General features: G+C 68.0%; 19 protein-coding genes. 15 read left to right on the top strand and 4 right to left on the bottom strand.

What is annotated here, in order from left to right:
- Positions 1 to 116 precede the first annotated feature (116 nt).
- The 3 genes from phaC to phbB all read left to right on the top strand — a co-directional run bounded on the left by phaC (position 117) and on the right by phbB (position 4,052).
- Positions 117 to 1,898 (top strand): class I poly(R)-hydroxyalkanoic acid synthase, encoded by a 1,782-nt coding sequence (gene phaC / locus PV762_RS00190; RefSeq protein ID WP_421033014.1) that lies wholly within the window; start codon positions 117 to 119, stop codon positions 1,896 to 1,898.
- Positions 1,899 to 2,011: 113 nt separating this feature from the next.
- Complete coding sequence (locus PV762_RS00195; protein ID WP_088408985.1) at positions 2,012 to 3,199, top strand: acetyl-CoA C-acetyltransferase; 1,188 nt, start codon at positions 2,012 to 2,014, stop codon at positions 3,197 to 3,199.
- 115 nt (positions 3,200 to 3,314) lie between these two features.
- Positions 3,315 to 4,052, top strand: coding sequence for an acetoacetyl-CoA reductase (phbB, locus tag PV762_RS00200; protein ID WP_421033015.1), 738 nt, complete (start codon positions 3,315 to 3,317; stop codon positions 4,050 to 4,052).
- Between the two features lie 66 nt (positions 4,053 to 4,118).
- Here phbB and PV762_RS00205 read toward each other — a convergent pair whose 3' ends face one another.
- Entirely contained in the window at positions 4,119 to 4,925 is an 807-nt protein-coding gene (locus PV762_RS00205; RefSeq protein WP_421033016.1) for an IclR family transcriptional regulator domain-containing protein, read from the bottom strand.
- An 83-nt stretch (positions 4,926 to 5,008) separates the two neighbouring features.
- On the opposite strand from PV762_RS00205, the gene PV762_RS00210 reads away from it, so the two are divergent.
- From PV762_RS00210 to ntrC, 10 genes are all read left to right on the top strand, one after another.
- Entirely contained in the window at positions 5,009 to 5,821 is an 813-nt protein-coding gene (locus PV762_RS00210; protein WP_421033067.1) for a TIGR00266 family protein, read from the top strand.
- A 205-nt stretch (positions 5,822 to 6,026) separates the two neighbouring features.
- On the top strand, positions 6,027 to 7,049 hold the full coding sequence (locus PV762_RS00215; RefSeq protein ID WP_421033017.1) for a YncE family protein: 1,023 nt from the start codon (positions 6,027 to 6,029) through the stop codon (positions 7,047 to 7,049).
- A 97-nt stretch (positions 7,050 to 7,146) separates the two neighbouring features.
- The gene (locus PV762_RS00220; RefSeq protein ID WP_421033068.1) at positions 7,147 to 7,941 is read left to right on the top strand and encodes a polysaccharide deacetylase family protein; all 795 of its coding nucleotides are present in this window, start codon (positions 7,147 to 7,149) and stop codon (positions 7,939 to 7,941) included.
- Positions 7,942 to 7,972: 31 nt separating this feature from the next.
- Positions 7,973 to 9,049 (top strand): sterol desaturase family protein, encoded by a 1,077-nt coding sequence (locus PV762_RS00225; RefSeq protein WP_421033018.1) that lies wholly within the window; start codon positions 7,973 to 7,975, stop codon positions 9,047 to 9,049.
- Positions 9,049 to 10,026 carry an EI24 domain-containing protein gene (locus PV762_RS00230; protein WP_421033019.1) on the top strand — a complete coding sequence of 326 codons (978 nt, stop codon included), beginning with the start codon at positions 9,049 to 9,051 and terminating at the stop codon, positions 10,024 to 10,026. The genes PV762_RS00225 and PV762_RS00230 overlap by 1 nt, the downstream gene beginning before the upstream one ends.
- A 43-nt stretch (positions 10,027 to 10,069) precedes the next feature.
- Positions 10,070 to 10,864, top strand: coding sequence for a competence/damage-inducible protein A (locus PV762_RS00235; protein ID WP_421033020.1), 795 nt, complete (start codon positions 10,070 to 10,072; stop codon positions 10,862 to 10,864).
- Positions 10,865 to 11,105: 241 nt separating this feature from the next.
- On the top strand, positions 11,106 to 12,524 hold the full coding sequence (gene glnA / locus PV762_RS00240) for a type I glutamate--ammonia ligase (RefSeq protein WP_421033021.1): 1,419 nt from the start codon (positions 11,106 to 11,108) through the stop codon (positions 12,522 to 12,524).
- A 228-nt stretch (positions 12,525 to 12,752) separates the two neighbouring features.
- The gene (locus PV762_RS00245) at positions 12,753 to 13,295 is read left to right on the top strand and encodes a hypothetical protein (RefSeq protein ID WP_421033022.1); all 543 of its coding nucleotides are present in this window, start codon (positions 12,753 to 12,755) and stop codon (positions 13,293 to 13,295) included.
- Between the two features lie 69 nt (positions 13,296 to 13,364).
- The gene (glnL, locus tag PV762_RS00250) at positions 13,365 to 14,489 is read left to right on the top strand and encodes a nitrogen regulation protein NR(II) (protein ID WP_421033023.1); all 1,125 of its coding nucleotides are present in this window, start codon (positions 13,365 to 13,367) and stop codon (positions 14,487 to 14,489) included.
- Positions 14,490 to 14,531: 42 nt separating this feature from the next.
- Entirely contained in the window at positions 14,532 to 16,028 is a 1,497-nt protein-coding gene (gene ntrC / locus PV762_RS00255) for a nitrogen regulation protein NR(I) (protein WP_421033024.1), read from the top strand.
- Between the two features lie 88 nt (positions 16,029 to 16,116).
- On the opposite strand, the gene PV762_RS00260 is transcribed toward ntrC, so the two are convergent.
- Positions 16,117 to 17,130 (bottom strand): MBL fold metallo-hydrolase, encoded by a 1,014-nt coding sequence (locus tag PV762_RS00260; RefSeq protein WP_421033025.1) that lies wholly within the window; start codon positions 17,128 to 17,130, stop codon positions 16,117 to 16,119.
- Positions 17,131 to 17,185: 55 nt separating this feature from the next.
- Between PV762_RS00260 and def the strand changes: the two genes are divergently transcribed.
- Together def and PV762_RS00270 are read left to right on the top strand one after the other, a co-directional pair.
- Positions 17,186 to 17,722: a peptide deformylase gene (def, locus tag PV762_RS00265; protein WP_421033026.1), complete on the top strand. Its 537-nt coding sequence runs from the start codon at positions 17,186 to 17,188 to the stop codon at positions 17,720 to 17,722.
- A gap of 158 nt (positions 17,723 to 17,880) precedes the next feature.
- Positions 17,881 to 19,956, top strand: a complete 2,076-nt coding sequence (locus PV762_RS00270; protein WP_421033027.1) for a DUF6600 domain-containing protein — start codon at positions 17,881 to 17,883, stop codon at positions 19,954 to 19,956.
- 88 nt (positions 19,957 to 20,044) lie between these two features.
- On the opposite strand, the gene PV762_RS00275 is transcribed toward PV762_RS00270, so the two are convergent.
- Together PV762_RS00275 and fahA are read right to left on the bottom strand one after the other, a co-directional pair.
- Positions 20,045 to 20,830 carry a DUF481 domain-containing protein gene (locus tag PV762_RS00275; RefSeq protein ID WP_421033028.1) on the bottom strand — a complete coding sequence of 262 codons (786 nt, stop codon included), beginning with the start codon at positions 20,828 to 20,830 and terminating at the stop codon, positions 20,045 to 20,047.
- 161 nt (positions 20,831 to 20,991) lie between these two features.
- The gene (gene fahA / locus PV762_RS00280) at positions 20,992 to 22,314 is read right to left on the bottom strand and encodes a fumarylacetoacetase (RefSeq protein ID WP_421033029.1); all 1,323 of its coding nucleotides are present in this window, start codon (positions 22,312 to 22,314) and stop codon (positions 20,992 to 20,994) included.
- Positions 22,315 to 22,325: the final 11 nt, after the last annotated feature.

Genomic DNA, 22,325 nt, shown 5'->3' on the forward strand with positions numbered 1-22,325 from the left:
GGTAAGCTGATCGAGCTACAAAGCGCCTGAGCATATGCGAAGCCTCCCCGTCGATCCGCATCTTCCGCGTGACCGGCTGTGGCAAGCTTCTTGCACAGGTCGGCAAGAGGAGACACATGAGCGCGAACAACGCCGCCGCCGGATTCCCCGGCACATCGGTCCACGGTTTCGAACACTGGGCTCAGCAGGCCCAGCAGGCGGCCAGCAGCCTGTCGCACGGCTTCGGCGACGCCTTCAAGCATTTGCAGGCGATGCAGATCCCGCCCGACGCGTGGTCGCGGCTGCAGTCCGAGTACATCAGCCAGGCCAGCGCGCTGTGGAACGCCGCGCTCGGTGAGTCCCAGGTCGCGACGTCTTCCACTGCGCCCGCCGCCACCGCGGCCGCTCCGGCCACTGCGATGACCACGCCGCTGAAGGACCGCCGCTTCGCCGATGCGTCCTGGAACGAGAACCGCCTCGCCCACTTCACCGCGCAGCTCTACCTGCTCAACGCGAAGACGCTGCAGCGGATGGCCGATCAGGTCCAGGCCGACGACAAGACCCGCGCCCGTGTCCGCTTCGCGGTGCAGCAGTTCGTCGACGCGTCCTCGCCGAGCAACTTCCTCGCGCTGAATCCCGAAGCGCAGCAGCGCGCGCTGAACACGCAGGGAGAAAGCCTGGCGCGCGGCCTGCAGCTGCTGATGGCCGACGTCCGGCGCGGTCACGTGTCCCAGACCGACGAGTCGGCCTTCGAGGTCGGGCGCAATGTCGCGACCACCGAGGGCCACGTCGTCTTCGAGAACGCGTTCTTCCAGCTGCTCGAATACAAGCCGCTCACCGCGAAGGTGCATGCGCGGCCGCTGCTGATGGTGCCGCCCTGCATCAACAAGTACTACATCCTCGACCTGCAGCCGGAGAACTCGCTGATCCGCTATGCGGTGGCGCAGGGCCATCGCACCTTCGTGGTGAGCTGGCGCAACCCCGACGCCGACTGCGTGCACTGGACCTGGGACGACTACATCGGTCAGGCCGCGATCAAGGCCATCGAGGTCACGCGCGAGATCGCCGGCACCGACACGATCAACACGCTGGGCTTCTGCGTCGGCGGCACCATCCTGGCGACCGCGCTGGCCGTGCTGGCCGCGCGCGGCGAGCAGCCCGCCGAAAGCGTCACCCTGCTGACCACGCTGATCGACTTCAGCAGCAACGGCATCCTGGACCTGTTCATCGACGAGCCCGCCGTGCAGCTGCGCGAGATGACGCTGGGCGACCAGGCCGTGAGCGGCCCGGGCCTGCTCAAGGGGCAGGAACTCGCGACGACCTTCAGCTTCCTGCGTCCCAACGACCTCGTCTGGAACTACGTCGTCGGCAACTACCTGAAGGGCGATGCGCCGCCGGCCTTCGACCTGCTGTACTGGAACGGCGACGCGACCAACCTGCCGGGGCCGATGTACTGCTGGTACCTGCGCCACACCTACCTGCAGAACGAGCTGCGCATCCCGGGCCAGTTGACCGTCTGCGGCGAGCGGATCGACCTCGGCGCCATCCAGGCGCCGGTGTACATCTACGGCTCGCGCGAGGACCACATCGTCCCGTGGGACGCCGCCTACCGGAGCACGCAGGTGTTCAAGGGCAGGAAGCGTTTCGTGCTCGGCGCGTCCGGGCACATCGCCGGCGTCATCAATCCGCCCGAGAAGAAGAAGCGCAGCCATTGGATTGGAAAGGGCGCGGCGCTGCCGGCCGACAACCAGCAATGGCTGCAGTCCGCCACCGAGCATCCCGGCAGCTGGTGGACCGACTGGTCGCAGTGGCTGGCCGGCCACGCGGGTCCGCAGAAGGCGGCACCGCGCAAGCCGGGCGGTCGCGGCCACGAGGCCATCGAGCCGGCGCCAGGCCGCTATGTGAAGCAGCGCGCGTGAAACCCATTCCCGCGCCATGAGAACCCAACCGGTTCAGAGTCGATCCCGCAACGTTGATCCCGCATTCACCCGCTGACGTCCGTCGTTCAGCAGTTTCGAAAGAGGAGCGAGTCATGAGTTCACCGCAAGACATCGTCATCGTCGCCGCGGCGCGCACGCCGATCGGCAAGTTTGGAGGGACGCTGTCCAAGACCCCCGCCAGCGAGCTGGGCGCGATCGTCATCCAGGAGCTGCTGCGCAGAAGCGGCCTGCAGCCCGACCAGATCAACGAGGTCATCCTCGGCCAGGTGCTGACCGCCGGCGTCGGCCAGAACCCGGCACGCCAGGCCGTCATCAAGGCGGGCCTGCCGGTGACCGTGCCGGCCATGACGATCAACAAGGTCTGCGGCTCCGGCCTGAAGGCCGTGATGCTGGCCGCGCAGGCGATCCGCGATGGCGATTCGGACATCATCATCGCCGGCGGCCAGGAGAGCATGAGTCTGGCCCCGCACGTGCTGCCGGGCTCGCGCGAAGGCCAGCGCATGGGCGACTGGAAGCTGGTCGACACCATGATCACCGACGGCCTGTGGGACGTGTACAACCAGTACCACATGGGCATCACCGCCGAGAACGTGGCCAAGGAGTACCACGTCAGCCGCGCGCAGCAGGATGAACTGGCGCTCGCCAGCCAGCAGAAGGCCGCGGCGGCGCAGGACGCGGGCCGCTTCACCGCCGAGATCGTGCCGGTGACGATCCCGCAGAAGAAGGGCGATCCGGTCGTGTTCGCGGCCGACGAGTTCATCAACCGCAAGTCCAACGCCGAGGCGCTGGCCGGCCTGAAACCCGCCTTCGACAAGGCCGGGTCGGTGACCGCCGGCAATGCCTCGGGCCTGAACGACGGGGCCGCGGGCCTCGTGTTGATGACCGACGCCAAGGCCAAGGCGCTGGGACTCACGCCGCTGGCGCGCCTCGCGTCCTATGCGAGCGCCGGCGTCGACCCGAAGACCATGGGCATGGGGCCGGTACCCGCGTCGCGCAAGGCGCTGCAGCGCGCCGGCTGGCAGCCCAAGGACCTGGACCTGCTGGAGATCAACGAGGCCTTCGCCGCGCAGGCCTGCGCGGTGCATCAGGAGATGGGCTGGGACGTCAGCAAGGTCAACGTCAATGGCGGCGCGATCGCGCTGGGCCATCCGATCGGCGCCTCGGGCGCCCGCATCCTGGTCACGCTGCTGCACGAGATGATCAAGCGCGATGCGAAGAAGGGCATCGCCAGCCTGTGCATCGGCGGCGGCATGGGCGTCGCCCTGTGCGTCGAACGCTGACGCCGCCAGTGACGGCCTGTCATCTCTCCGATCAACTTCGCGTCTTTCCCGTTTCGACATTCCAGACACCCCGGCCGCGGACGCGGCGCTCCGGGGTGTCATACAGGAGGCAAGCATGAGTCAGAAAGTTGCATACGTCACCGGCGGGATGGGCGGCATCGGTACCGCCATCTGCCAGCGCCTCCACCAGGACGGCTTCAAGGTCATCGCCGGCTGCGGCCCCACCCGCGATCGCGGCAAGTGGCTGGGCGAGCAGGCGGAGCAGGGCTACACCTTCTTCTGCTCCGCCGGCAACGTGGCCGACTGGGATTCGACCGTCGCCGCGTTCGAAGCCACGATCGCCGAGCACGGCACCATCGACGTGCTGGTCAACAACGCGGGTGTCACCAAGGACCGCATGTTCCTGAAGATGACCCGCGACGAGTGGGACACCGTGATCGACACCAACCTCAACAGCATGTTCAACGTCACCAAGCAGGTGGTGCCGGGCATGGTGGACAAGGGCTGGGGCCGCATCATCAACATCTCGTCGGTCAACGGCGAGAAGGGCCAGGCGGGGCAGACCAACTACTCGGCGGCCAAGGCCGGCATGCACGGCTTCACGATGGCGCTGGCGCAGGAACTGGCGTCCAAGGGCATCACGGTGAACACCGTCAGCCCGGGCTACATCGGCACCGACATGGTCAAGGCGGTGCGCCCGGACGTGCTCGAGAAGATCGTGGCCGGCATCCCGGTGAAGCGCCTCGGCGAGCCCGAGGAGATCGCGTCCATCGTCGGCTGGCTCGCGGGCGAAACCTCCGGCTTCACCACCGGCGCGGACTTCAGCTGCAACGGCGGGCTGCACATGGGTTGACGGCCGCGGGCCCGTTCCCATGAAAAAGGGCTGCCTCGGCAGCCCTTCGTCGTTGAGGCGTCTTCCTCAGTCCTTCTTCATCAACACCAGCAGCTGCGACAGGTTCTGCGCTGCGGCCTGGAGCTTCGGCAGCCCCTGCTCCAGCAGCATCTGCGGCGGCGTGCGCGACGCATGGGTGCTGACGTTCATCGCGGCCACGACGCGACCGTCACGTCCGGTGATGGGCACGGCCACGCTCAGCACGCCGTCCTCCAGCTCCTGGTCCACCAGGCACCAGTGCTGGCGCCGCGCCTGCTCGATCGCGGCGCGCAACTCCTCGGGGGAGCGCACGGTGTTGCTCGCGCGCCGCGCCAGCTGCACCTGCGCCAGGCGGGTCTCGCGGTCCTCGACCGGCAACGAGGCGAGCAGCACCCGGCCCGTCGCCGTCGCCCACGCCGGCAGCCGGCTGCCGATGCCCATCGGGTCGGACAGGATCTTGCGCAGCGGCGCGCGCAGCACGAAGACCACGTCGTCGCCGTCGAGCACCGCGATGGAGACGGACTCCCGCAGGTCGTTGGCCAGCTGGATGGCCACCGGCTCCGCGAAGCGCCACAGCGGCTGCGAGGACAGGTAGGCGAAGCCGAGATCGAGGATCTTCGGCGTCAGTTCGAACAGCCGCCCCTCCGATCTCACGTAGCCCAGCGTCTGCAACGTCAGCAGGATGCGACGCGCGCCGGCGCGCGTCAGCCCGCAGCGTTTGGCGACTTCCGTGAGCGTCTGCCGGGCGTGGTGGGTGTCGAAGGTCCGGATCACCGACAGGCCGCGCGCGAAGGATTGCACGTAGCTGTCGCCGGGCTTCAGGGGGGCGTTGATTGCGCTTTCGTCTGGAGACATGGGCGTCATGACCGCAGTAGAGGATGGCCGCGAAACGTTAATATCGCGCCCGTTTCCAAGTGAAAAGACAGAAGGTGAAGACCATGGCCATGGATGTTGTCGACTACGAGATCAAGGGTGCCGAAATGCAGTTCGTCGAGGTCGAACTCGACCCCGGCGAAGCCGCCATCGGCGAAGCCGGCAGCATGATGTTCATGGATGCCGGGATCGGCATGGACACGGTGTTCGGCGACGGGTCCGCCAGCCAGGGCGGTTTCTTCGGGAAATTGCTGGGCGCCGGCAAGCGGCTGGTGACCGGGGAATCGCTGTTCACCACGGTCTACACGAACCAGAGTCATGGGAAGTTGCGGGTCGCTTTCGCGGCGCCGTATCCCGGCAAGATCCTGCCGATGGATCTCGGCAAGCTCGGAGGCACGCTCATCTGCCAGAAGGACGCGTTCCTTTGCGCGGCACGCGGGGTGTCGCTGGGGATTGCTCTCCAGCAGCGCCTGTCGACAGGCTTCTTCGGTGGCGAAGGGTTCATCATGCAGAAGCTCGATGGTGATGGGCTGGCCTTCGTGCATGCGGGGGGTACCGTGGTTCGACGTACGCTCCAACCCGGTCAGACGCTGCTGGTGGATACCGGCTGCGTCGTCGCCTACACGCCCAGCGTGAGTTTTGAGATTCAGTATGTGGGCAAGATCAAGACCGCCCTGTTCGGCGGCGAAGGTCTGTTCCTGGCCAAGATGACCGGTCCGGGGGAAGTGTGGCTGCAGAGCCTGCCTTTCTCCCGTCTGGCGTCGCGCGTCTTCGCCGCAGCCCCGCAGCGCGGGGGCTCCCGGGAGGAGGGGGGTCTCCTGACCGGTCTCGCCGGCGGTGGATTGCTGGGTGGGCTCCTGGGCGGCGACGACGAATGAGGGGCTGCCGGGACGCCTCCTGGGTGTCCCAGAAAGTTCGCGATGCGCAGACTTGCCGCAACCCTGGCGGCAAGTCTGGCGCAACTGAATGCAACGGCAGCAGGGGTTCCGGGGCCCTGTTCAGGCCGGACCCTAGGGTGAACCCGCCTTACACTTGAAGGCTGCGTGGCGCTGGGCGCGCCGCGCATCTCCGTTGAGGATCTCCATGCTGTCTTCCCTCGTGCGGCCCGTGCGGGTCGCCCTGGTCGCCACCGCCGTGGCCGCGTTCGGCGCGCTGACTGCGGCCCCGGTCGCCTTCGCGTCCGTCGGCAGTCCCATCTTCGTGCTGAACTCGCTGGACGCCGACATCAGCGTGATCGACCCGAAGGGCTTCCGCGAGGTCAAGCGCATCCCGACCGGCAAGGAGCCGCATCACCTCTACCTGACGCCCGACCGCAAGACCATGGTCGTGGCCAACGCGCTGGGCGATTCGCTGACCTTCCTCGATCCGGTGACGGCCGAGGTGCAGCGCACCGTGCGCGGCATCCCCGATCCGTACCACCTGCGCTTCTCGCCTGACATGAAGTGGCTGGTGCTGGCCGGCAACCGGCTGGACCACGTCGACATCTACAAGTGGCAGCCGCAGAACGCGGCGCAGCCGCTGGCGCTGTTCAAGCGCTTCTCCGCGCCCAAGACACCCAGCCACCTGTCCATCAACAGCAAGAGCAGCGTCGTCTACGCGAGCCTGCAGGACAGCAGCGAACTGCTGTCCATCGACCTCAACACGATGGCCCCGCGCTGGAAGATTCCCGTCGGGAAGCTGCCCGCCGACCTCTACCTGACGCCGGACGACAAGTACCTGCTGGTCGCGCTGACCGGCGAGCGCAGCGTCGAGGTCTACGACGTCGGCGCCGCCCAGCCCAGGCTGGTCAAGCGCATCGAGACCGGCGACGGCGCGCATTCGTTCCGCGCGCTCGGCGACAGGAAGCATGTGCTGGTGAGCAACCGCGCGGCCAACACCATCAGCAAGATCGCGCTGGCGGACTTCAGCGTCGTCGAGACCTTCAAGGCGCCCGGCGGCCCGGACGACATGGAGATCCTGACCGACGGACGCACGCTGATGTTCACGTCGCGCTGGGCCCGCAAGCTCACGGTGATGGACCTCCAGACCAAGCAGATCCTGCAGCAGGTCAAGGTCGGCAAGTCGCCGCACGGCGTCTGGACGCTCGACCAGATGCCGCGCCAGTGAGCGCTCCCGGATCAGGCCCGTCCGCGTGAAGATGTCGTTCGTTCCCTCCCCGCTGCGGCGGTCCGTCCGGCGCCAGGTCTTGCGCCACGGCGCGCTGATGCTGCTCGGCCTGACGGCCGTCGTGCAGGCGCAGCCGCAGGGGACGTCCGCGCCCGCCCGTTGCGACACGCCGGTCTACCTGACCTTCGACACCGGCCACATGGGCGTCGCGCCGCTGATCGTCGACACGCTCAAGCGCTTCGACGCGAAGGCCACGTTCTTCCTGGCCCAGGAGCCGACGATGGACGGCGGCCAGACGCTGGACGACAAGTGGGCGCCGTGGTGGAAGCAGTTGGCCGAGCAGGGTCACGATTTCGGCTCCCACACCTGGTACCACGACGCCTGGTCCGCGGACCTGCCGGACGGCCGGTTCCGCTTCAAGCGCGCCGCGGGCGAGCAGGTGCCGCAGAACGTCGTGCTGAGCGCGGCCGAATACTGCGAGGAACTCAAGCGCCCCGCGCGACGCTTCCTCGAGATGACGGGCCGGCCCATGTCCATGATCTTCCGCGCGCCGGCCGGACGCACCTCGCCGGCGCTGCTGGCGGCGGCGCAGGCCTGCGGCTTCCGCCATGTGGGCTGGAACCCGTCCGGCTTCCTCGGCGACGAACTGCCGAGCGACAAGTTCCCCAACCAGGCGCTGTTGGAGCAGGCGCTTCGGCGCGTCAAGCCGGGCGACATCCTGATGGCGCACCTGGGCATCTGGTCGCGCCAGGACCCCTGGGCGCCGACGGTGCTGGAACCGCTGCTGCAGGGATTGAAGAACCGGGGCATGTGCTTCGCGCCGTTGCGCGATCATCCGGCGTATGTCGCATGGATGCGCAAGCCGCAAGAGGCCGTTGCGCAGCGGCGCTGAGGCTGAACTTTCCTGGAGGACCGACGGCGTGATGGACTGGTTCACCGATCTGTTCGGACAGGCGCAGCAGGCGCTGTTCGAGAGCGTCATTCAACCGATCGTCTTCAACCTCGGGTACGGCAACCTGCTCGAGGACGCGTTCGACGCGACCGGCTGGCTGCTGGTCGGCCTGATCCAGATCGTCGTGATGCTGGCGGTGATCGGCTCGCTGCAGCGCTGGCGTCCGGCGGAGGCCGTCACCGACCGCCACGCGATCCGCATCGACATCGTCTACACGCTGATCCAGCGGCTGGGGCTGTTCCGGCTGGTCATGTTCTTCTCGCTGGAGCCGCTGTTCGACGGCGCCGTCGGCGAGATGCGCATGCAGGGCATCCCGACCTTCCAGCTCGACGCGCTGTGGCCCGGCGTCACCGACGTGGCCTGGGTCAGCTTCATCGTCTATCTGGTCGCCTTCGACCTCCTGATGTACTGGCTGCACCGCGCGCAGCATTCGTGGAACTGGTGGTGGGCGCTGCACTCGCTGCACCACAGCCAGCGCCAGATGACGATGTGGAGCGACAGCCGCAACCACCTGCTCGACGACCTGATCATCGACAGCGCCGTCGCCATCACGGCGCGGCTGATCGGTGTCGGTCCCGGACAATTCGTCGCGCTGGTGGCGGTCTCGCAATTGCTGGAGAACCTGCAGCACGCGAATCTGCGCCTGACCTTCGGCCTGATCGGCGAACGGCTGCTGGTGAGCCCGCGCTTCCACCGGCTGCATCACTCGATCGGCATCGGTCATGAAGGCTTCGGTCGCGGCACCCTGGGCGGCCACAACTTCGCGGTCATGTTCCCGATCTGGGACGTGATCTTCCGCACCGCCAACTTCGAGGACCGCTGGGACGCGACCGGTGTGCGCGACCAGCTGCCCGAAGAGGGCGGGCGCGACTACGGGCGCGGCTTCTGGGCGCAGCAGTGGCTGGGCCTCAAGCGGCTCGTCGGACGTGACAAGATCGCCCCTGCGCCCGGAGGCGGAGCCGGTCCATCCGGCGGCGCGCCCAGGGAGATCGCCGGCCGCCCGCCGGCGGACATGAACGGCCGTGTTCCGGCCGGAGGGAACGACTGATGATCAAGCCGATGAGCCGCCTGGCGGACTCGTTCTGGCGCGCCGTCGCGTACTGCCTGCATCCGCGCGTGATCGGCCTGTCCTTGCTGCCGCTGATCGTCTCGGCGGCACTGGCTTTCGGACTCGGCTACTTCTTCTGGGAAGCGGCGGTGGCCGGCGTGCGCGCCACGATGGAGTCGTGGAGCCTCATCGACGGCATGCTGAAGTGGCTGGACAGCCTGGGCGCGGCCTCGTTCCGCACCGTGCTCGCGCCCATCATCGTGCTCGCGATGGCCGTGCCGGCGCTGGTCGTGCTCAGCCTGTTGCTGGTCGCGCTGCTGATGACGCCGTCGATGGTGGACCTGGTCGCGCAGCGGCGTTTCGCCAGCCTGGAACGCAAGCGCGGCGCGGGCTTCGTCGCCAGCCTGAGCTGGTCGCTGGGCCACACGGTGCTGTGCGTCGTGCTGCTGATCGCGTCGCTGCCGTTCTGGCTGATCCCGCCGCTGGCGTTGATCCTGCCGCCCCTGATCTGGGGCTGGCTGGGCTATCGCGTCTTCACCTTCGACGTGCTTGCCGAACATGCCTCCGGACCTGAGCGGCGGCGCCTCATCAGCGAGCACCGGATGCCGCTGCTCGTCCTCGGTCTGGCGACCGGTTACCTCGGCGCGGCCCCCGCCGCGATCTGGGCGCTGGGCGCGCTGACGATCGCCTTTGCGCCGGTGCTCATCCTGGTCTCGGTCTGGCTTTACACGCTGGTCTTCGCGTTCAGCTCGCTCTGGTTCGCGCACTACGCGCTGGCTGCGTTGCAGGAAATGCGTCGCGCCGACACCCTGTCCGATCGCGCGCCCGATCCGGTGATGGACGCGCTGCCGGCGAACTACGCGACCGCGCCGCCTCGCATCGTCGACGACGCCGACGACGTCGAAGGGATCGATGAGCGGCAAGACCCGGCACCCGGAGCGGCTCCCCGCATCGAGAACAAGCCCTCGCCGCTCTGAGCCCGCCCCGACTTCCGATCCCACGTTTCCGCAGGAACCCCGCATGAACATCGGCCTCTTCATCATCGGCGACGAGATCCTGTCCGGGAAGCGTCAGGACAAGCACCTGTCCAAGGTGATCGAACTGCTGAGCGCGCGCGGGCTGTCGCTGGCCTGGGCGAAGTACCTCGGCGACGACCGCGAGCACCTGATCCGCGAGTACCGCGCCGCCTTCGACAGCGGCGACCTGTTCTTCAGCTGCGGCGGCATCGGCGCGACGCCGGACGACCACACGCGGCAGGCGGCGGCGGAGGCGCTGGGCCAGCCGCTGGCCCTGCATCCCGAGGCCGCCGAACTGATCTGGCAGCGCGTCCAGCAGATGGCGGCGGAGCAGGGCACGACGCCCGAGCGCGACCACCCCGACACGCGGCGTCGCATGGAGATGGGCTTGTTCCCGCAAGGGGCCGCCATCATCCCGAACCCCTACAACAAGATCCCCGGCTTCTCGGTCGGTCGTGCCTACTTCGTCCCCGGCTTCCCGGTGATGGCGCATCCGATGATCGAGTGGGTCCTCGACCACCTGCACGCCGACCTGCACCGCCAGGTCGGCACGCGCGAGCGCTCGCTCATCGTGCAGGGCGCGATGGAGGCCAGCCTCACGCCGCTGATGGAACGTGTCGAAGCTGACTACCCCGGCATCAAGGTCTTCTCGCTGCCCAGCGTCGACCATCCGCAATGGGGTCGCCACATCGAACTGGGCGTCAAGGGCGACGCCGCCGCCATGGACGCCGCCTACGCCGCCCTGCGGGCGGGCGTTGTCCAGTTTGGTGCCGCCATCAGCACTGAATTGGTGCGATGATGCACCGAGTCGGGCCCGTGCGAGGAGCGTGTCACGGGCGGCCCGACCCCGGTCCTCTCTGATCGGCGGTTGCCGCCCCCGTCTGGCGCGTTGGGCATCAAGGGCTTGCGCGTCATGCACCGCTCTGGCGCCTGGCTGTCATCGTGCCACCATCTGCTGGCATGCAAACTGCTAAATCGTCCCCGCTGGGCCCTTGCCCCACGACTCTTCCTTTCTTTCCAGCCCCCTCTAGGAGTGATTGATGGCCACCAAGACCGTCGCCGACGTGATGAACCTGGTCAAGGAGCACGAAGTCAAGTTCGTTGACTTCCGCTTCACCGACACGCGCGGCAAGGAGCAGCACGTGACCGTGCCCGTCTCCCATTTCGACGAAGACAAGTTCACCGACGGCCATGCCTTCGACGGCTCCTCGATCGCCGGCTGGAAGGGCATCGAAGCGTCGGACATGCTGCTGATCCCGGATCCGAACACGGCCAACATCGATCCGTTCTACGAAGAGCCGACGCTGATCCTGTCCTGCGACGTCATCGACCCGACCGACGGCAAGGCCTATGAGCGCGACCCGCGCTCGCTGGCCCGTCGCGCCGAGGCCTACCTGAAGTCCTCCGGCCTGGGCGACACCGCCTACTTCGGTCCGGAACCCGAGTTCTTCATCTTCGACAGCGTCCGCTGGAACGTGGACATGTCCGGCTCGTTCGTCAAGATCGAATCGGAAGAAGCCGCCTGGAACACCGGCAAGGACTACGAGCACGGCAACAGCGGCTACCGTCCGACCGTCAAGGGCGGCTACTTCCCGGTGCCCCCGGTCGACAGCGGCCAGGACATGCGCTCGGAGATGTGCCTGATCCTGGAACAGATGGGCATCCCCGTCGAAGTCCACCACCATGAAGTGGCCAACGCCGGCCAGATGGAGATCGGCACCAAGTTCAGCTCGCTGGTCCAGCGCGCCGACTGGCTGCAGCTGCAGAAGTACATCATCCAGAACGTCGCGCACGCCTACGGCAAGACCGCCACGTTCATGCCGAAGCCCATCGTCGGCGACAACGGCTCGGGCATGCACGTGCACCAGTCGGTCTGGAAGGACGGCAAGAACCTGTTCGCCGGTGACGGCTACGCCGGCCTGAGCGACTTCGCGCTGTACTACATCGGCGGCATCATCAAGCACGCCCGCGCGCTGAACGCCATCACCAACCCGGGGACCAACTCGTACAAGCGTCTGGTGCCCGGCTTCGAAGCCCCGGTGAAGCTGGCCTACTCGGCCAAGAACCGCTCGGCCTCGATCCGCATCCCGTACGTGGCGAACCCCAAGGGCCGCCGCATCGAGGCGCGTTTCCCGGATCCCTCGGCCAACCCGTACCTGGCCTTCGCGGCCCTGCTGATGGCCGGCCTGGACGGCGTGGAAAACAAGATCCATCCGGGCGAAGCCGCCACCAAGGACCTGTACCACCTGCCGCCGGAAGAAGACGCGAAGATCCCGACCGTCTGCCACTCGCTGGACCAGGCGCTGGAGTATCTGGACAAGGACCGCGCGTTCCTGACCAAGGGCGGCGTGTTCACCGACAGCTTCATCGATGCCTACATCGAGCTGAAGATGCAGGAAGTCCAGCGCTTCCGCATGACCACCCACCCGGTCGAGTTCGACATGTACTACTCGCTGTGATCGTCCGCGCGGAGTGCGCCATGACCGCTTCGGCACGGCCCGCTCCGCACGTTCGTCGCATCGCACAGGGACGGCTCGCGCCGTCCCTTTTCTTTTGCCTTCTCCGCAGCGCCGTGTCGGCACTTCCACACTCGAACACCTGGCAACAGCGCGTGAGCGCACGCGCTCGCCCGGGCGTGACCGATTGCGTCACAATGCTTGACGACTCTGGTCAGTTGGAAGCAGGGAATGCAGATGACGCTGCAGCACAAGCGGGTGGGACGTTCTTGGTTGGCGACGATGCTGACCGCCATGGTGGGCATGGCGGCCGGGCAGGCGTCGGCACAGGGCGTGGTGTATCGCTGCCCCGGTCCGCCGGTGCTGTATACCGACGCGATCTCCGCCAAGGAAGCCGCCGACAAAGGCTGCCGCAGCATCGAGGGCACGCCGATCTCGGTGATCGCACCCATCAAGCCGCGTCCGGCAACGACCGCCGCGCCCACCTCGGGCTCGGGAGGTCAAGGTGACCTCAAGGTCGACGGCAAGGAACAGCGCGTGCGCGACGACGACCGCCGCCGCATCCTCGAGCAGGAGCTGCGCGACGCGGAAAGCAAGCTCGCCAAGGCCCAGCAGGAATACAACGGCGGCCAGCCCGAGCGCCGCGGCGACGAACGCAATTACCAGAAGTACCTGGACCGCACGACCGAGCTCAAGGCTTCGGTCTCGCGCCAGGAGGCCGACGTCCAGGCCATCAAGCGCGAGCTCGCCAAGCTGCCGCCGCCCAACCTCTGATCGAGGAACGGCGGGCCGGGCCGCCGAGGCCGGGGTGTCGCGCGACGATGGCGACACGAGCGACACCGCATGAAGACGCCCGCCCCCGTTTCACGGAACCCACCCGACGCGCACAACGCGCACAACGCGCAGTACGCCTGCTTCGACCTGCTCGCGACCCTGGTCGCCGTGGTCCGCGCCGACGGCACCTGCGAGTTCGCCAACACGGCCGTCGAGACGCTGTTCAACCTGCCGCGACGCGCGGTCCAGGGCAGCAACCTGCTCGAATGGTTCATCGACACCGGCCGTGTCGTCGAAGCGCTCGAGGAGGTGAGCCGCAACGCGTTCTCGAGTTCGCGATTCGACGCGACCATCCGCCGCGGTCCGCGCACGCATGACGACCTGCTGCCGGTGCACGTGATCGTCAGCCAGACCGACGATCCGCAGCGGCTGGTGATCGAGCTGATCGAGAACGCGCAGCAGACGCGCCAGGACCGCGAGGAGCGCAACCTCGACCAGGTCCACGCGACCAAGGAATTGACGCGCAACCTCGCGCACGAGATCAAGAATCCGCTGGGCGGCATCCGCGGCGCGGCGCAGCTGCTGGCGCTGGAGCTGCAGCCGACCGACCTGTGGCCGGAGCTCGAGGAGTACACCGAGGTCATCATCCACGAGGCCGACCGGCTGCAGTCGCTGGTGGACCGGCTGCTCGCGCCGCACCGGCGCGCGCAGGTGGTGGGCGACGTCAACATCCACGAGGTCTGCGAGCGGGTGCGCTCGCTGGTGCTGGCGCAGTACCCGCGCGGGCTGACGATGATCCGCGACTACGACATCTCGCTGCCCGATTTCCGGGGCGATCGCGAGCAGCTGATCCAGGCGGTGCTCAACATCGTCCAGAACGCCGCGCAGGCGCTGCATGAGCGCATCCATGCGGGCGATGCCTTCATCGCCCTGCGCACACGCGTGGCCCGGCAGGTGACCATCGGCAAGCAGCGGTGGCGCTTGGCATTGGAATTGCATATCGAAGACAACGGCCCGGGCGTGCCCGAAGAGATCAAGGACCGCATCTTCTTTCCGCTGGTATCAGGGAGGGATGGCGGTTCCGGTCTCGGGCTGACGCTGGCGCAGACGATCGCCCAACAGCACCAGGGGATGATCGATTGCGACAGCCAGCCGGGTCGGACCGATTTCCGAATCACCCTGCCTTTGCCTTGAGCCGCGGCCACAAGCCGACAACAAGGGAAAGGGGAGCCATAGATGAAGTCGATCTGGATTGTTGACGACGACCATTCCATCCGTTTTGTTCTCGAGAAGGCGTTGACGCGCGAGGGGCTGCCGGTGCGCAGCTTCAGCCAGACCCGCGAGGTGCTGGCCGCGCTGGAGGAGGACACGCCGCAGGTGCTGGTGTCGGACATCCGCATGCCGGGCGGTTCGGGCCTGGAGCTGCTGAGCACGATCAAGAAGCAGCTGCCGGGACTGCCGGTGATCATCATGACGGCCTACTCGGACCTGGACAGCGCGGTGAGCGCCTTCCAGGGCGGGGCCTTCGAATACCTGCCCAAGCCCTTCGATCTGCCGCGCGCGGTGGAGCTGATCCGGCGCGCGCAGGAGGAGAGCCAGCGCGAGGCCGTCGGCGAGGCCGAGCAGGTGCAGATGCCCGAGATGCTGGGCCAGGCGCCGGCGATGCAGGACGTGTTCCGCGCGATCGGGCGGTTGAGCCAGAGCCACGTGACGGTGCTGATCACCGGCGAGTCGGGCTCGGGCAAGGAGCTGGTGGCGCGGGCGCTGCACAAGCACAGCCCGCGCGCGGAGGGGCCGTTCGTCGCGATCAACACGGCGGCGATCCCGAAGGACCTGCTGGAATCGGAGCTCTTCGGCCACGAGCGCGGCGCCTTCACCGGCGCACAGGCGACACGGCGCGGCCGCTTCGAGCAGGCCGAGGGCGGCACGCTCTTCCTCGACGAGATCGGCGACATGCCGCTGGACCTGCAGACGCGCCTGCTGCGCGTGCTGTCGGACGGGCAGTTCTATCGCGTCGGCGGGCACAGCCCGCAGAAGGCGAACGTGCGCGTGGTCGCAGCGACGCACCAGAACCTCGAGACGCTGGTCAAGGAAGGCCGCTTCCGCGAGGACCTGTTCCACCGCCTGAACGTGATCCGTCTGAGATTGCCGCCGCTGCGCGAGCGCCGCGAGGATGTGCCGCTGCTGGCGCGCTACTTCCTGCAGCGCAGCGCGGGCGAGCTGGGCGTCGAGCCCAAGCGCCTGTCGGAGGCCGCGCTGCAGCGTCTGGTGAACTTCGACTTCCCGGGCAACGTGCGGCAGCTGGAGAACATCTGCCACTGGCTGAGCGTGATGGCGCCCAGTCTGGTGGTGGAGGCCAAGGACCTGCCGCAGGAACTGCTGGTCACGCCGGGCGCGCCCGGCTCGGCGATCTCCGCGACCATGTCGTCGGACGTGATGCCGCTGGCGAGCGGGTTGACGAGTTCGGCCGCGGTGAACTCGATGCCGCTGCCGGCAGTGCCGATTCCGCCGTCGCCGGACGCGTGGGTGGCCGAGATGGCGCGCGAGGCCAGACGCCTGCTCGCGGCCGGCGAGCCCAACGTGTGGGACGTGCTGACGCGCCGCTTCGAGGCCAGCCTGATCCTGACCGCGCTGGACCTCACGCGCGGCCGCCGCATCGAAGCCGCGCAGAAGCTCGGCATCGGGCGCAACACCATCACGCGGAAGATTCAGGAATTAAATCTCGACGCCTGACGTCGCATTGCGCCACGTACTCCCTCTCCCGCTTGCGGGAGAGGGTGGGGCGAGGGCTCGCAGCCTCACGCAGGAATGCGGCTGAGTCTCAAGGGGCCGGACGGTCTTTTCTGTCCAGCCACACGCCGAGTCCCTGCGCATTGAGCTCCACATCCATCGCCAGCAATGCGGCCACGCGTGTCGGCGGCATGCGCTCGCCGCAATGTTCGATCGCGCGGCGTTGGTAGAGCGCGAGCAGCTCGCGCTTCAGCGCGACGTGGCGATCCGGCGCGTCCTTCAGCCGCAGCGCGATGGCTTCCATCTCGTCGATCTGCGCGACCAGCAGCGCCGCAAGGCGCTCGACGTCCGCCGCGTCGCGACCCACGACGCTGTAATGCGTCAGGTACATGCGCGACGGCCGCGCCGCCATCATCCGCGCGATGGAGGCGCGCAGCGCGTCCGGCTCGAACTGGATCGGCGTGCTCGTCGGCATGATCCAGGCGCCGCGCTCCGGATCGTCGAACTCCCGGTACGACAGCCCGAAGGTGTCGCCGGTGAACCAGCCCGCGCTCGCTTCGTCCCACACGCAGTGGTGATGGCGCGCATGCCCCGGCGTGTCGATCAGGCGCAGCGTGCGACCTCCCACGGTGATGCGTTGCTCGTCGCTGCTCACCTGGGCGCGAGACTCCGGCACGCCCATCAGCTCGCCGTAGGAACGGCGCATCTCCGCCTCGCCGTACACCGCGAGCGCACCGGCCCACAGCGCTGACGGGTCCACCATGTGCCGCAGTCCGCGCGGATGCACCAGCATCGTTGCCGAGGGCAGCTCCGCCATCAAGGGGCCGACACCGCCGGCATGGTCCAGATGCACGTGCGTGGGGATCACCCAGTCCACCGCGTCGCGCGGCACCCCGAGCGCCGCCAGCGCGCCGAGCAGCCGCGGCAGCGCGAGCCGCGTGCCCGTGTCGACGAAGGCGGCGCGACCGCCGTTGACGATCAGGAAACACGCGTCGAAGTGGTCGCGCTGGAACGCCGTGTCGATGGCGTAGACGCCGGGGACCAGCGGCTCCAGGTACGAGGGCAGCGATGCCGGGGCCGAAGGCAGGGCGGTGGTGGCGCTCACGGGCAGTCTCCGGGTCGGGTTCTTAGAATGGTGTCCAGATTACAAGGACCTTGCCATGGCCGTACGAGAAATCCTGAAGATGGGCGACGCGCGCCTGCTGCGCCACGCCAAGCCGATGGAAGACTTCGACACGCCCGAACTCAAGCAGCTGCTCGAGGACATGTTCGACACGATGAAGGCGGCCAACGGCGCCGGCCTGGCCGCTCCGCAGATCGGCGTGGACCTGCAGGTCGTCGTCTTCGGCTTCCAGCGCAATGAGCGCTACCCCGAGGCGCCGCCGGTGCCGATGACCGTGCTGATCAACCCGACGATCGAGCCGCTGTCCGATGAGACCGAGGACGGGACGGAGGGCTGCCTGTCGGTCCCCGGATTGCGCGGCGTCGTGCCCCGGCTGAGCCGCATCCGCTATCGCGGCTTCGACGCCTTCGGAGGCCTCATCGACCGCGAGGCGGAGGGCTTCCACGCCCGCGTCGTGCAGCATGAGTGCGATCACCTGGTCGGGACGCTGTATCCGATGCGGATCAAGGACTTCAGCCGCTTCGGCTTCACCGAGGTCCTTTTTCCGGGCCTGGACCCGAATGCGGACGATTGAGCTGCCATACGTCGTCCGCTTGACCTCCGCGCAACAGGGCGTCAAGTTGTAAGCAGGCGTGCACCGGGACGTCGCTGAGGCGTTAAGAAACGATCGCGGAACTCCGCGTCCGGCATTCCCCCGGATTCCGGTGGAGGCAAAAGGCCATGACTGACTCGATGACCCGTTCGAAGACTCGCTCGTTGGATCCTGTGCAGGGGCGCGGGTCGCTGTCCCGCTGGTGGATGGCGACCTCGCTGGTGCTGATCGCGATGGTCGCGCTGCTGGCCCACGGCCCGGCGCACGCCGACGCGCCGTCGCGCGCGGGGCGCCTGGCCGACCTCGCCGGCTCTGTCTGGCTGTACGACGCCGATGAGCGCGAATGGGTGCAGATGCACCGCAACCAGAGCGTCGGCGAAGGCGATCGCCTGCGCGCCGACGACGGCAGCGGCGCGACGATCACCATCGGTTCCTCGACGCTGTGGATCGACCAGCGCAGCGAGATCGAATTCAACGCGCTGGCGGACAACCGCATCGCCGTGCAGATCGTGAAGGGCGCGGTCGGGCTGCGGCTGCGCGGCCAGGAAGCCGCCGACGAATGGACCGTGCGCACGCTGGAAGGCCGCTTCGGCTTCGAACGCGAAGGCCTGTACCGCATGACGCAGCTGGACCGCGGCAGCGAGGCGCAGGCCTGGCAGGGCAAGCTGCGTTTCGATTCGCGCGCGACGGACGCTCAGCCGGTCTGGCTGGGCACCAATGAGCAGGCCGAGTTCTGGTGGGAGAACGGCCCGCGCACCGAGCGCCAGTCGCTGCAGCAGGACGGCTTCGCCCGCCTGATCCTGGAGGACAGCCGAGACGCGGTGCAGCCGCTGGTCGGCAGCGGCACGAGCGTGCCGTACGTGTCCCCCGAGATGACCGGCGCCGAAGACCTGGCGCGCTATGGCGCCTGGGAGCAGAGCTCCGAATACGGCGCCGTGTGGATCCCGCAGGTGGTCGTTGCCGATTGGGCGCCGTATCGCTACGGCCGCTGGATGTGGAGCGCCCGCTGGGGCTACACCTGGGTGGACGACATGCCGTGGGGCTTCGCGCCCTTCCATTACGGCCGCTGGGCGTATTACCGCGATCGCTGGTGCTGGGTGCCGGGGGCGTATGTGCGTCGACCCGCCTATGCGCCGGCACTGGTCGGCGGCGTGGGGCCGGGCATCTCCATCGGCGTCGTCGTGGGCGGTGGTCGACGTCCGCCGCCGCCGCGTTACGGCAGCTGGGTGCCGCTGGCGCCGCGCGAAGCCTGGACCCCGGGCTTCCGCTACAGCCAGGCCTACTACCGCCGCGTGAATCCGGATGTGAATCCCGCCACCGTGGTGCGACCCGGGCAGCGCCCGCCGGCCTACCGCAACGAACGCGATCACGGCGCGCTGTACACGCAGAAGCCGGTGGCCGCGCCGCTGCCGGCGACCGCGCTGCAGCCGCAACGGTCGTGGCCGCCGCGCCCGATCGGGCAGACGGAAGGCCGTCCTGATGGCCGCCCGGACGGACGCCCGGATGCGGGTCGCCCGTTCGTTGATCGCAATCACGATGGACGACCTGACGGTCGCGTCGATGGTCGACCTGATGGCCGCAATGACGGACCGAACGACGGTCGCAACGGCGGACGGAATGATGGCCGCAACGACGGTCGGAATGAAGGTCGTCCCTTCTTCGACCGCAACGGCGATGGACGTCCGGACGCGCCCGGCGAAGCACGACCCGGCGAGAGCCGTCCGGTCCGCGGCGTGATCCGCCCGGAGCCGGACATCGCCACGGTGCGACCGCAGGTGCCGCAACCGCAGCAGACCTCGCCGGCACCGTCGACGCAGCCGGTGGTGCCGCAGCGCGGCCCGGATGTGCAACGTCCGTCGGAGCGCCGCGAAGGTGATCGCAACGAGTGGCGCCATCGTGGTCCCGATCGCGTGGAGCAACCGCGCGTGGAGCAGCCGCGTGTCGAGCAACCTCGCGTTGAACGGCCGAACTTCGAGCAGCCGCGCACGGAGCAGCCTCGCTTCGAGCGTCCGCAGCAGCCGCGAGTCGAGCAACCGCGCGTGGAGCAGCCGCGTGTGGAACAGCCGCGCGTGGAAGCGCCGCGTCCGATGCCGCAGCCGCGCGTCGAGGCGCCTCGTCCGGCCCCACGCGCCGAACCGCCTCGCGCCGCCGAACCTCCGCGAGCGGTGGAGCCGCCACGTCGCAACGACGGTCCCGGCCGTCAGATGGAGCGATGAACGAGAGCCAGAACGTGAGCGAGAACGAGGGGCGAGAGCCCCTCGATTCGTTTCCGGCTCTCCATCAATCGATCAATCGATCAATCGATCAATCGATCCTGTACGACACGCCGGTGACGAACAGCGTGTCGTTCTTCTTCAGGCCGTCGCCGGGGTTGCTGTCGTAGCGGTGCTGGACGGTGGCGGTGAGGCTGAACCGCTTGGTCATCGCGACGGAGATGCCGCCGTCGAAGGTGGCGCGGTACTCACCGCTGTTGCGCAGGTCGGGCAGGTAGGCCAGACGCTGCTTCAGCGTCGTGTTGTCCGAGATCTTGTGATTCGACTCTTCCGCGAACAGCAGTTCGAGGTTGCTGTACTTGCTGCGCAGCACGCCGTCCTGGAGCGCCGGCTCGACGTAGCGTTCCTGCGTGAACCCCAGACCGGTGGACACATCCCAGGTGACGTTGTCCTGCTTGATGATGTGATAACCGCCGCCGGCGCCGACGGAGTAGCGCGAGGACAGGTTGGCGGGCTCGTCCTTGAGCGCGTCGAACTGTCCGAAGCCGAACACGCGGTCGGTGACGTCGCGCTGGTAGTGCGTGCCGAAGGCGTAGCGCTGCTCGGATTCCGAGTCGTCGTTCTTCAGGTACAGCGCGCGGGCGTTCGCGGTGAACTTGTCGGTCTTGGTGGCCTTGACGACTTCGCCGCTGAGGTTGACGGTGGTCGAGTCGCTGTTGCCCGACGAGACGCTGGCGCCCGCGGTGAACAGGGCCCGCCACTGGCCGTCGTCCTTGACGGTGACCTGGGCGAAGGAGAGCAGGGGAGTGGCAGCAAGGCAGGCGGCGGCAAGGAGGCGCGTCGGCGGCATGTCGATTCCTTTGGGGAGAGTGAACATGCGCGAACTTCGGCAACCTCCGATCCCGTGCGTCTGCAATGCGCACGGACGGGGATCAATCCGACGTCATCCGTCGGCTTCCGCTGACAACCCGCCGGGATGACGCGCTGGGAACGGGGGCTTGATCGTGTGTCGGTGTGTGACGCGGAGGATCCGACGGATCAGGCCACTGCGGGCATGACGGTGCCCACGCAGGGCCCGAAGCCGATCGCACGACGACCCGCCGCCTCGCAGCGACCCACCAGCGCGACGCTGTCGCCGTCTTGAAGGAATGTGCGCTGTTCGCCATTGGGCAAGGTGATGGCCTGTTTGCCGCCGTTGGTGAGTTCCAGCAGCGAGCCGCCCTGGCCTGCTTCCGGTCCCGACATCGTGCCCGACCCGAACAGATCGCCCGGCTGCAGGTTGCAGCCGTTGCTCGCGTGGTGCGTGAGCATCTGCGCGACGGTCCAGTACGCGTCCGCGAAGTCCGATGCCATCAGCTTCGCCGGAGCGTCGCCCGCATCGCGCATCGCGCGCGTCTGCAGATGGACTTCCAGACGGATGGAGATCGCGCCGCGATCGCGGTTGGCGTCGCCGTCGAGATACGGCAGCGGCTGCGGATCGCCTTCCGGCCGCGTGAACGCGCGGCGGAACGGCGCGAGCGCCTCCATCGTGATCACCCACGGCGACAGCGTCGTCGCGAAGCTCTTCGACAGGAAGGGGCCCAGCGGCTGGTACTCCCAGGCCTGGATGTCGCGGGCCGACCAGTCGTTCAGCAGCACGAGCCCGAACAGATGGCGCTCCGCGTCGCCGATCGCAATCGGATGGCCCTGCTCGTTGCCGGTGCCGACGAGCGCGCCGACTTCCAGCTCATAGTCGAGCCGCTTGATCGGGCCGACGCTCGGCAGTTCCGCATCGGGCGCCTTGGTCTGGCCGACGGGACGGCGGAAGGTCTGCCCGCTGACGCCGATCGACGACACGCGCCCGTGGTACCCGATCGGCACCCACTTGTAGTTGGGCAGCAGCGGGTTGTCCGGGCGGAACAGCTTGCCCACCGTCGTCGCATGATGGATGCCGGCGTAGAAGTCGGTGTAGTCGCCGATGCGGCAGGGCAGCGTCATCTCGACGTCGGCCATCGGCTTGAGCGCGGGAGCGAGCTGCTTGGAAGTCGCCGATCCCGCGTCCGCATTCAACGCGGCGACGAGCTCATGCCGCAGTTGCCGACGCAGGTCCGGCCCCATCGCCATCAGCGGATTCAGTCCAAGGCCCTCGCAGGTGCGCAGCACCGCGCCGAGGCCGTCGGACAGAGCGCCCAGATCGGCGGCGGCGATCAGGTCCAGCACCTGGTCGCCGATGGCCGTGCCGGGCCGGAACGAGCCGGTCGCGCCGGCCAGGCGGAACATGCCCAGCGGCAGGTTCTGGATCGGGAAGTCGCTGTCGGGCGTATTGGCGGAGGAGATCCAGCTGCGCAGCGCAGGGTCGTGGGTGTGGTCGATGTCGGTCATGGGGAAGCCTT

The organism is Mitsuaria sp. CC2 (genome assembly GCF_048957715.1).
GTDB lineage: Bacteria > Pseudomonadota > Gammaproteobacteria > Burkholderiales > Burkholderiaceae_C > Roseateles.

Excerpts from the sequence above, each read along its gene's own strand:
- phaC (WP_421033014.1), top strand. The coding sequence starts at position 117 with ATGAGCGCGAACAACGCCGCCGCCGGATTCCCCGGCACATCGGTCCAC.
- PV762_RS00195 (WP_088408985.1), top strand. The coding sequence starts at position 2,012 with ATGAGTTCACCGCAAGACATCGTCATCGTCGCCGCGGCGCGCACGCCG.
- phbB (WP_421033015.1), top strand. The coding sequence starts at position 3,315 with ATGAGTCAGAAAGTTGCATACGTCACCGGCGGGATGGGCGGCATCGGT.
- PV762_RS00205 (WP_421033016.1), bottom strand. The coding sequence starts at position 4,925 with ATGTCTCCAGACGAAAGCGCAATCAACGCCCCCCTGAAGCCCGGCGAC.
- PV762_RS00210 (WP_421033067.1), top strand. The coding sequence starts at position 5,009 with ATGGCCATGGATGTTGTCGACTACGAGATCAAGGGTGCCGAAATGCAG.
- PV762_RS00215 (WP_421033017.1), top strand. The coding sequence starts at position 6,027 with ATGCTGTCTTCCCTCGTGCGGCCCGTGCGGGTCGCCCTGGTCGCCACC.
- PV762_RS00220 (WP_421033068.1), top strand. The coding sequence starts at position 7,147 with ATGCTGCTCGGCCTGACGGCCGTCGTGCAGGCGCAGCCGCAGGGGACG.
- PV762_RS00225 (WP_421033018.1), top strand. The coding sequence starts at position 7,973 with ATGGACTGGTTCACCGATCTGTTCGGACAGGCGCAGCAGGCGCTGTTC.
- PV762_RS00230 (WP_421033019.1), top strand. The coding sequence starts at position 9,049 with ATGATCAAGCCGATGAGCCGCCTGGCGGACTCGTTCTGGCGCGCCGTC.
- PV762_RS00235 (WP_421033020.1), top strand. The coding sequence starts at position 10,070 with ATGAACATCGGCCTCTTCATCATCGGCGACGAGATCCTGTCCGGGAAG.
- glnA (WP_421033021.1), top strand. The coding sequence starts at position 11,106 with ATGGCCACCAAGACCGTCGCCGACGTGATGAACCTGGTCAAGGAGCAC.
- PV762_RS00245 (WP_421033022.1), top strand. The coding sequence starts at position 12,753 with ATGCAGATGACGCTGCAGCACAAGCGGGTGGGACGTTCTTGGTTGGCG.
- glnL (WP_421033023.1), top strand. The coding sequence starts at position 13,365 with ATGAAGACGCCCGCCCCCGTTTCACGGAACCCACCCGACGCGCACAAC.
- ntrC (WP_421033024.1), top strand. The coding sequence starts at position 14,532 with ATGAAGTCGATCTGGATTGTTGACGACGACCATTCCATCCGTTTTGTT.
- def (WP_421033026.1), top strand. The coding sequence starts at position 17,186 with ATGGCCGTACGAGAAATCCTGAAGATGGGCGACGCGCGCCTGCTGCGC.
- PV762_RS00270 (WP_421033027.1), top strand. The coding sequence starts at position 17,881 with ATGACCCGTTCGAAGACTCGCTCGTTGGATCCTGTGCAGGGGCGCGGG.
- PV762_RS00275 (WP_421033028.1), bottom strand. The coding sequence starts at position 20,830 with ATGTTCACTCTCCCCAAAGGAATCGACATGCCGCCGACGCGCCTCCTT.
- fahA (WP_421033029.1), bottom strand. The coding sequence starts at position 22,314 with ATGACCGACATCGACCACACCCACGACCCTGCGCTGCGCAGCTGGATC.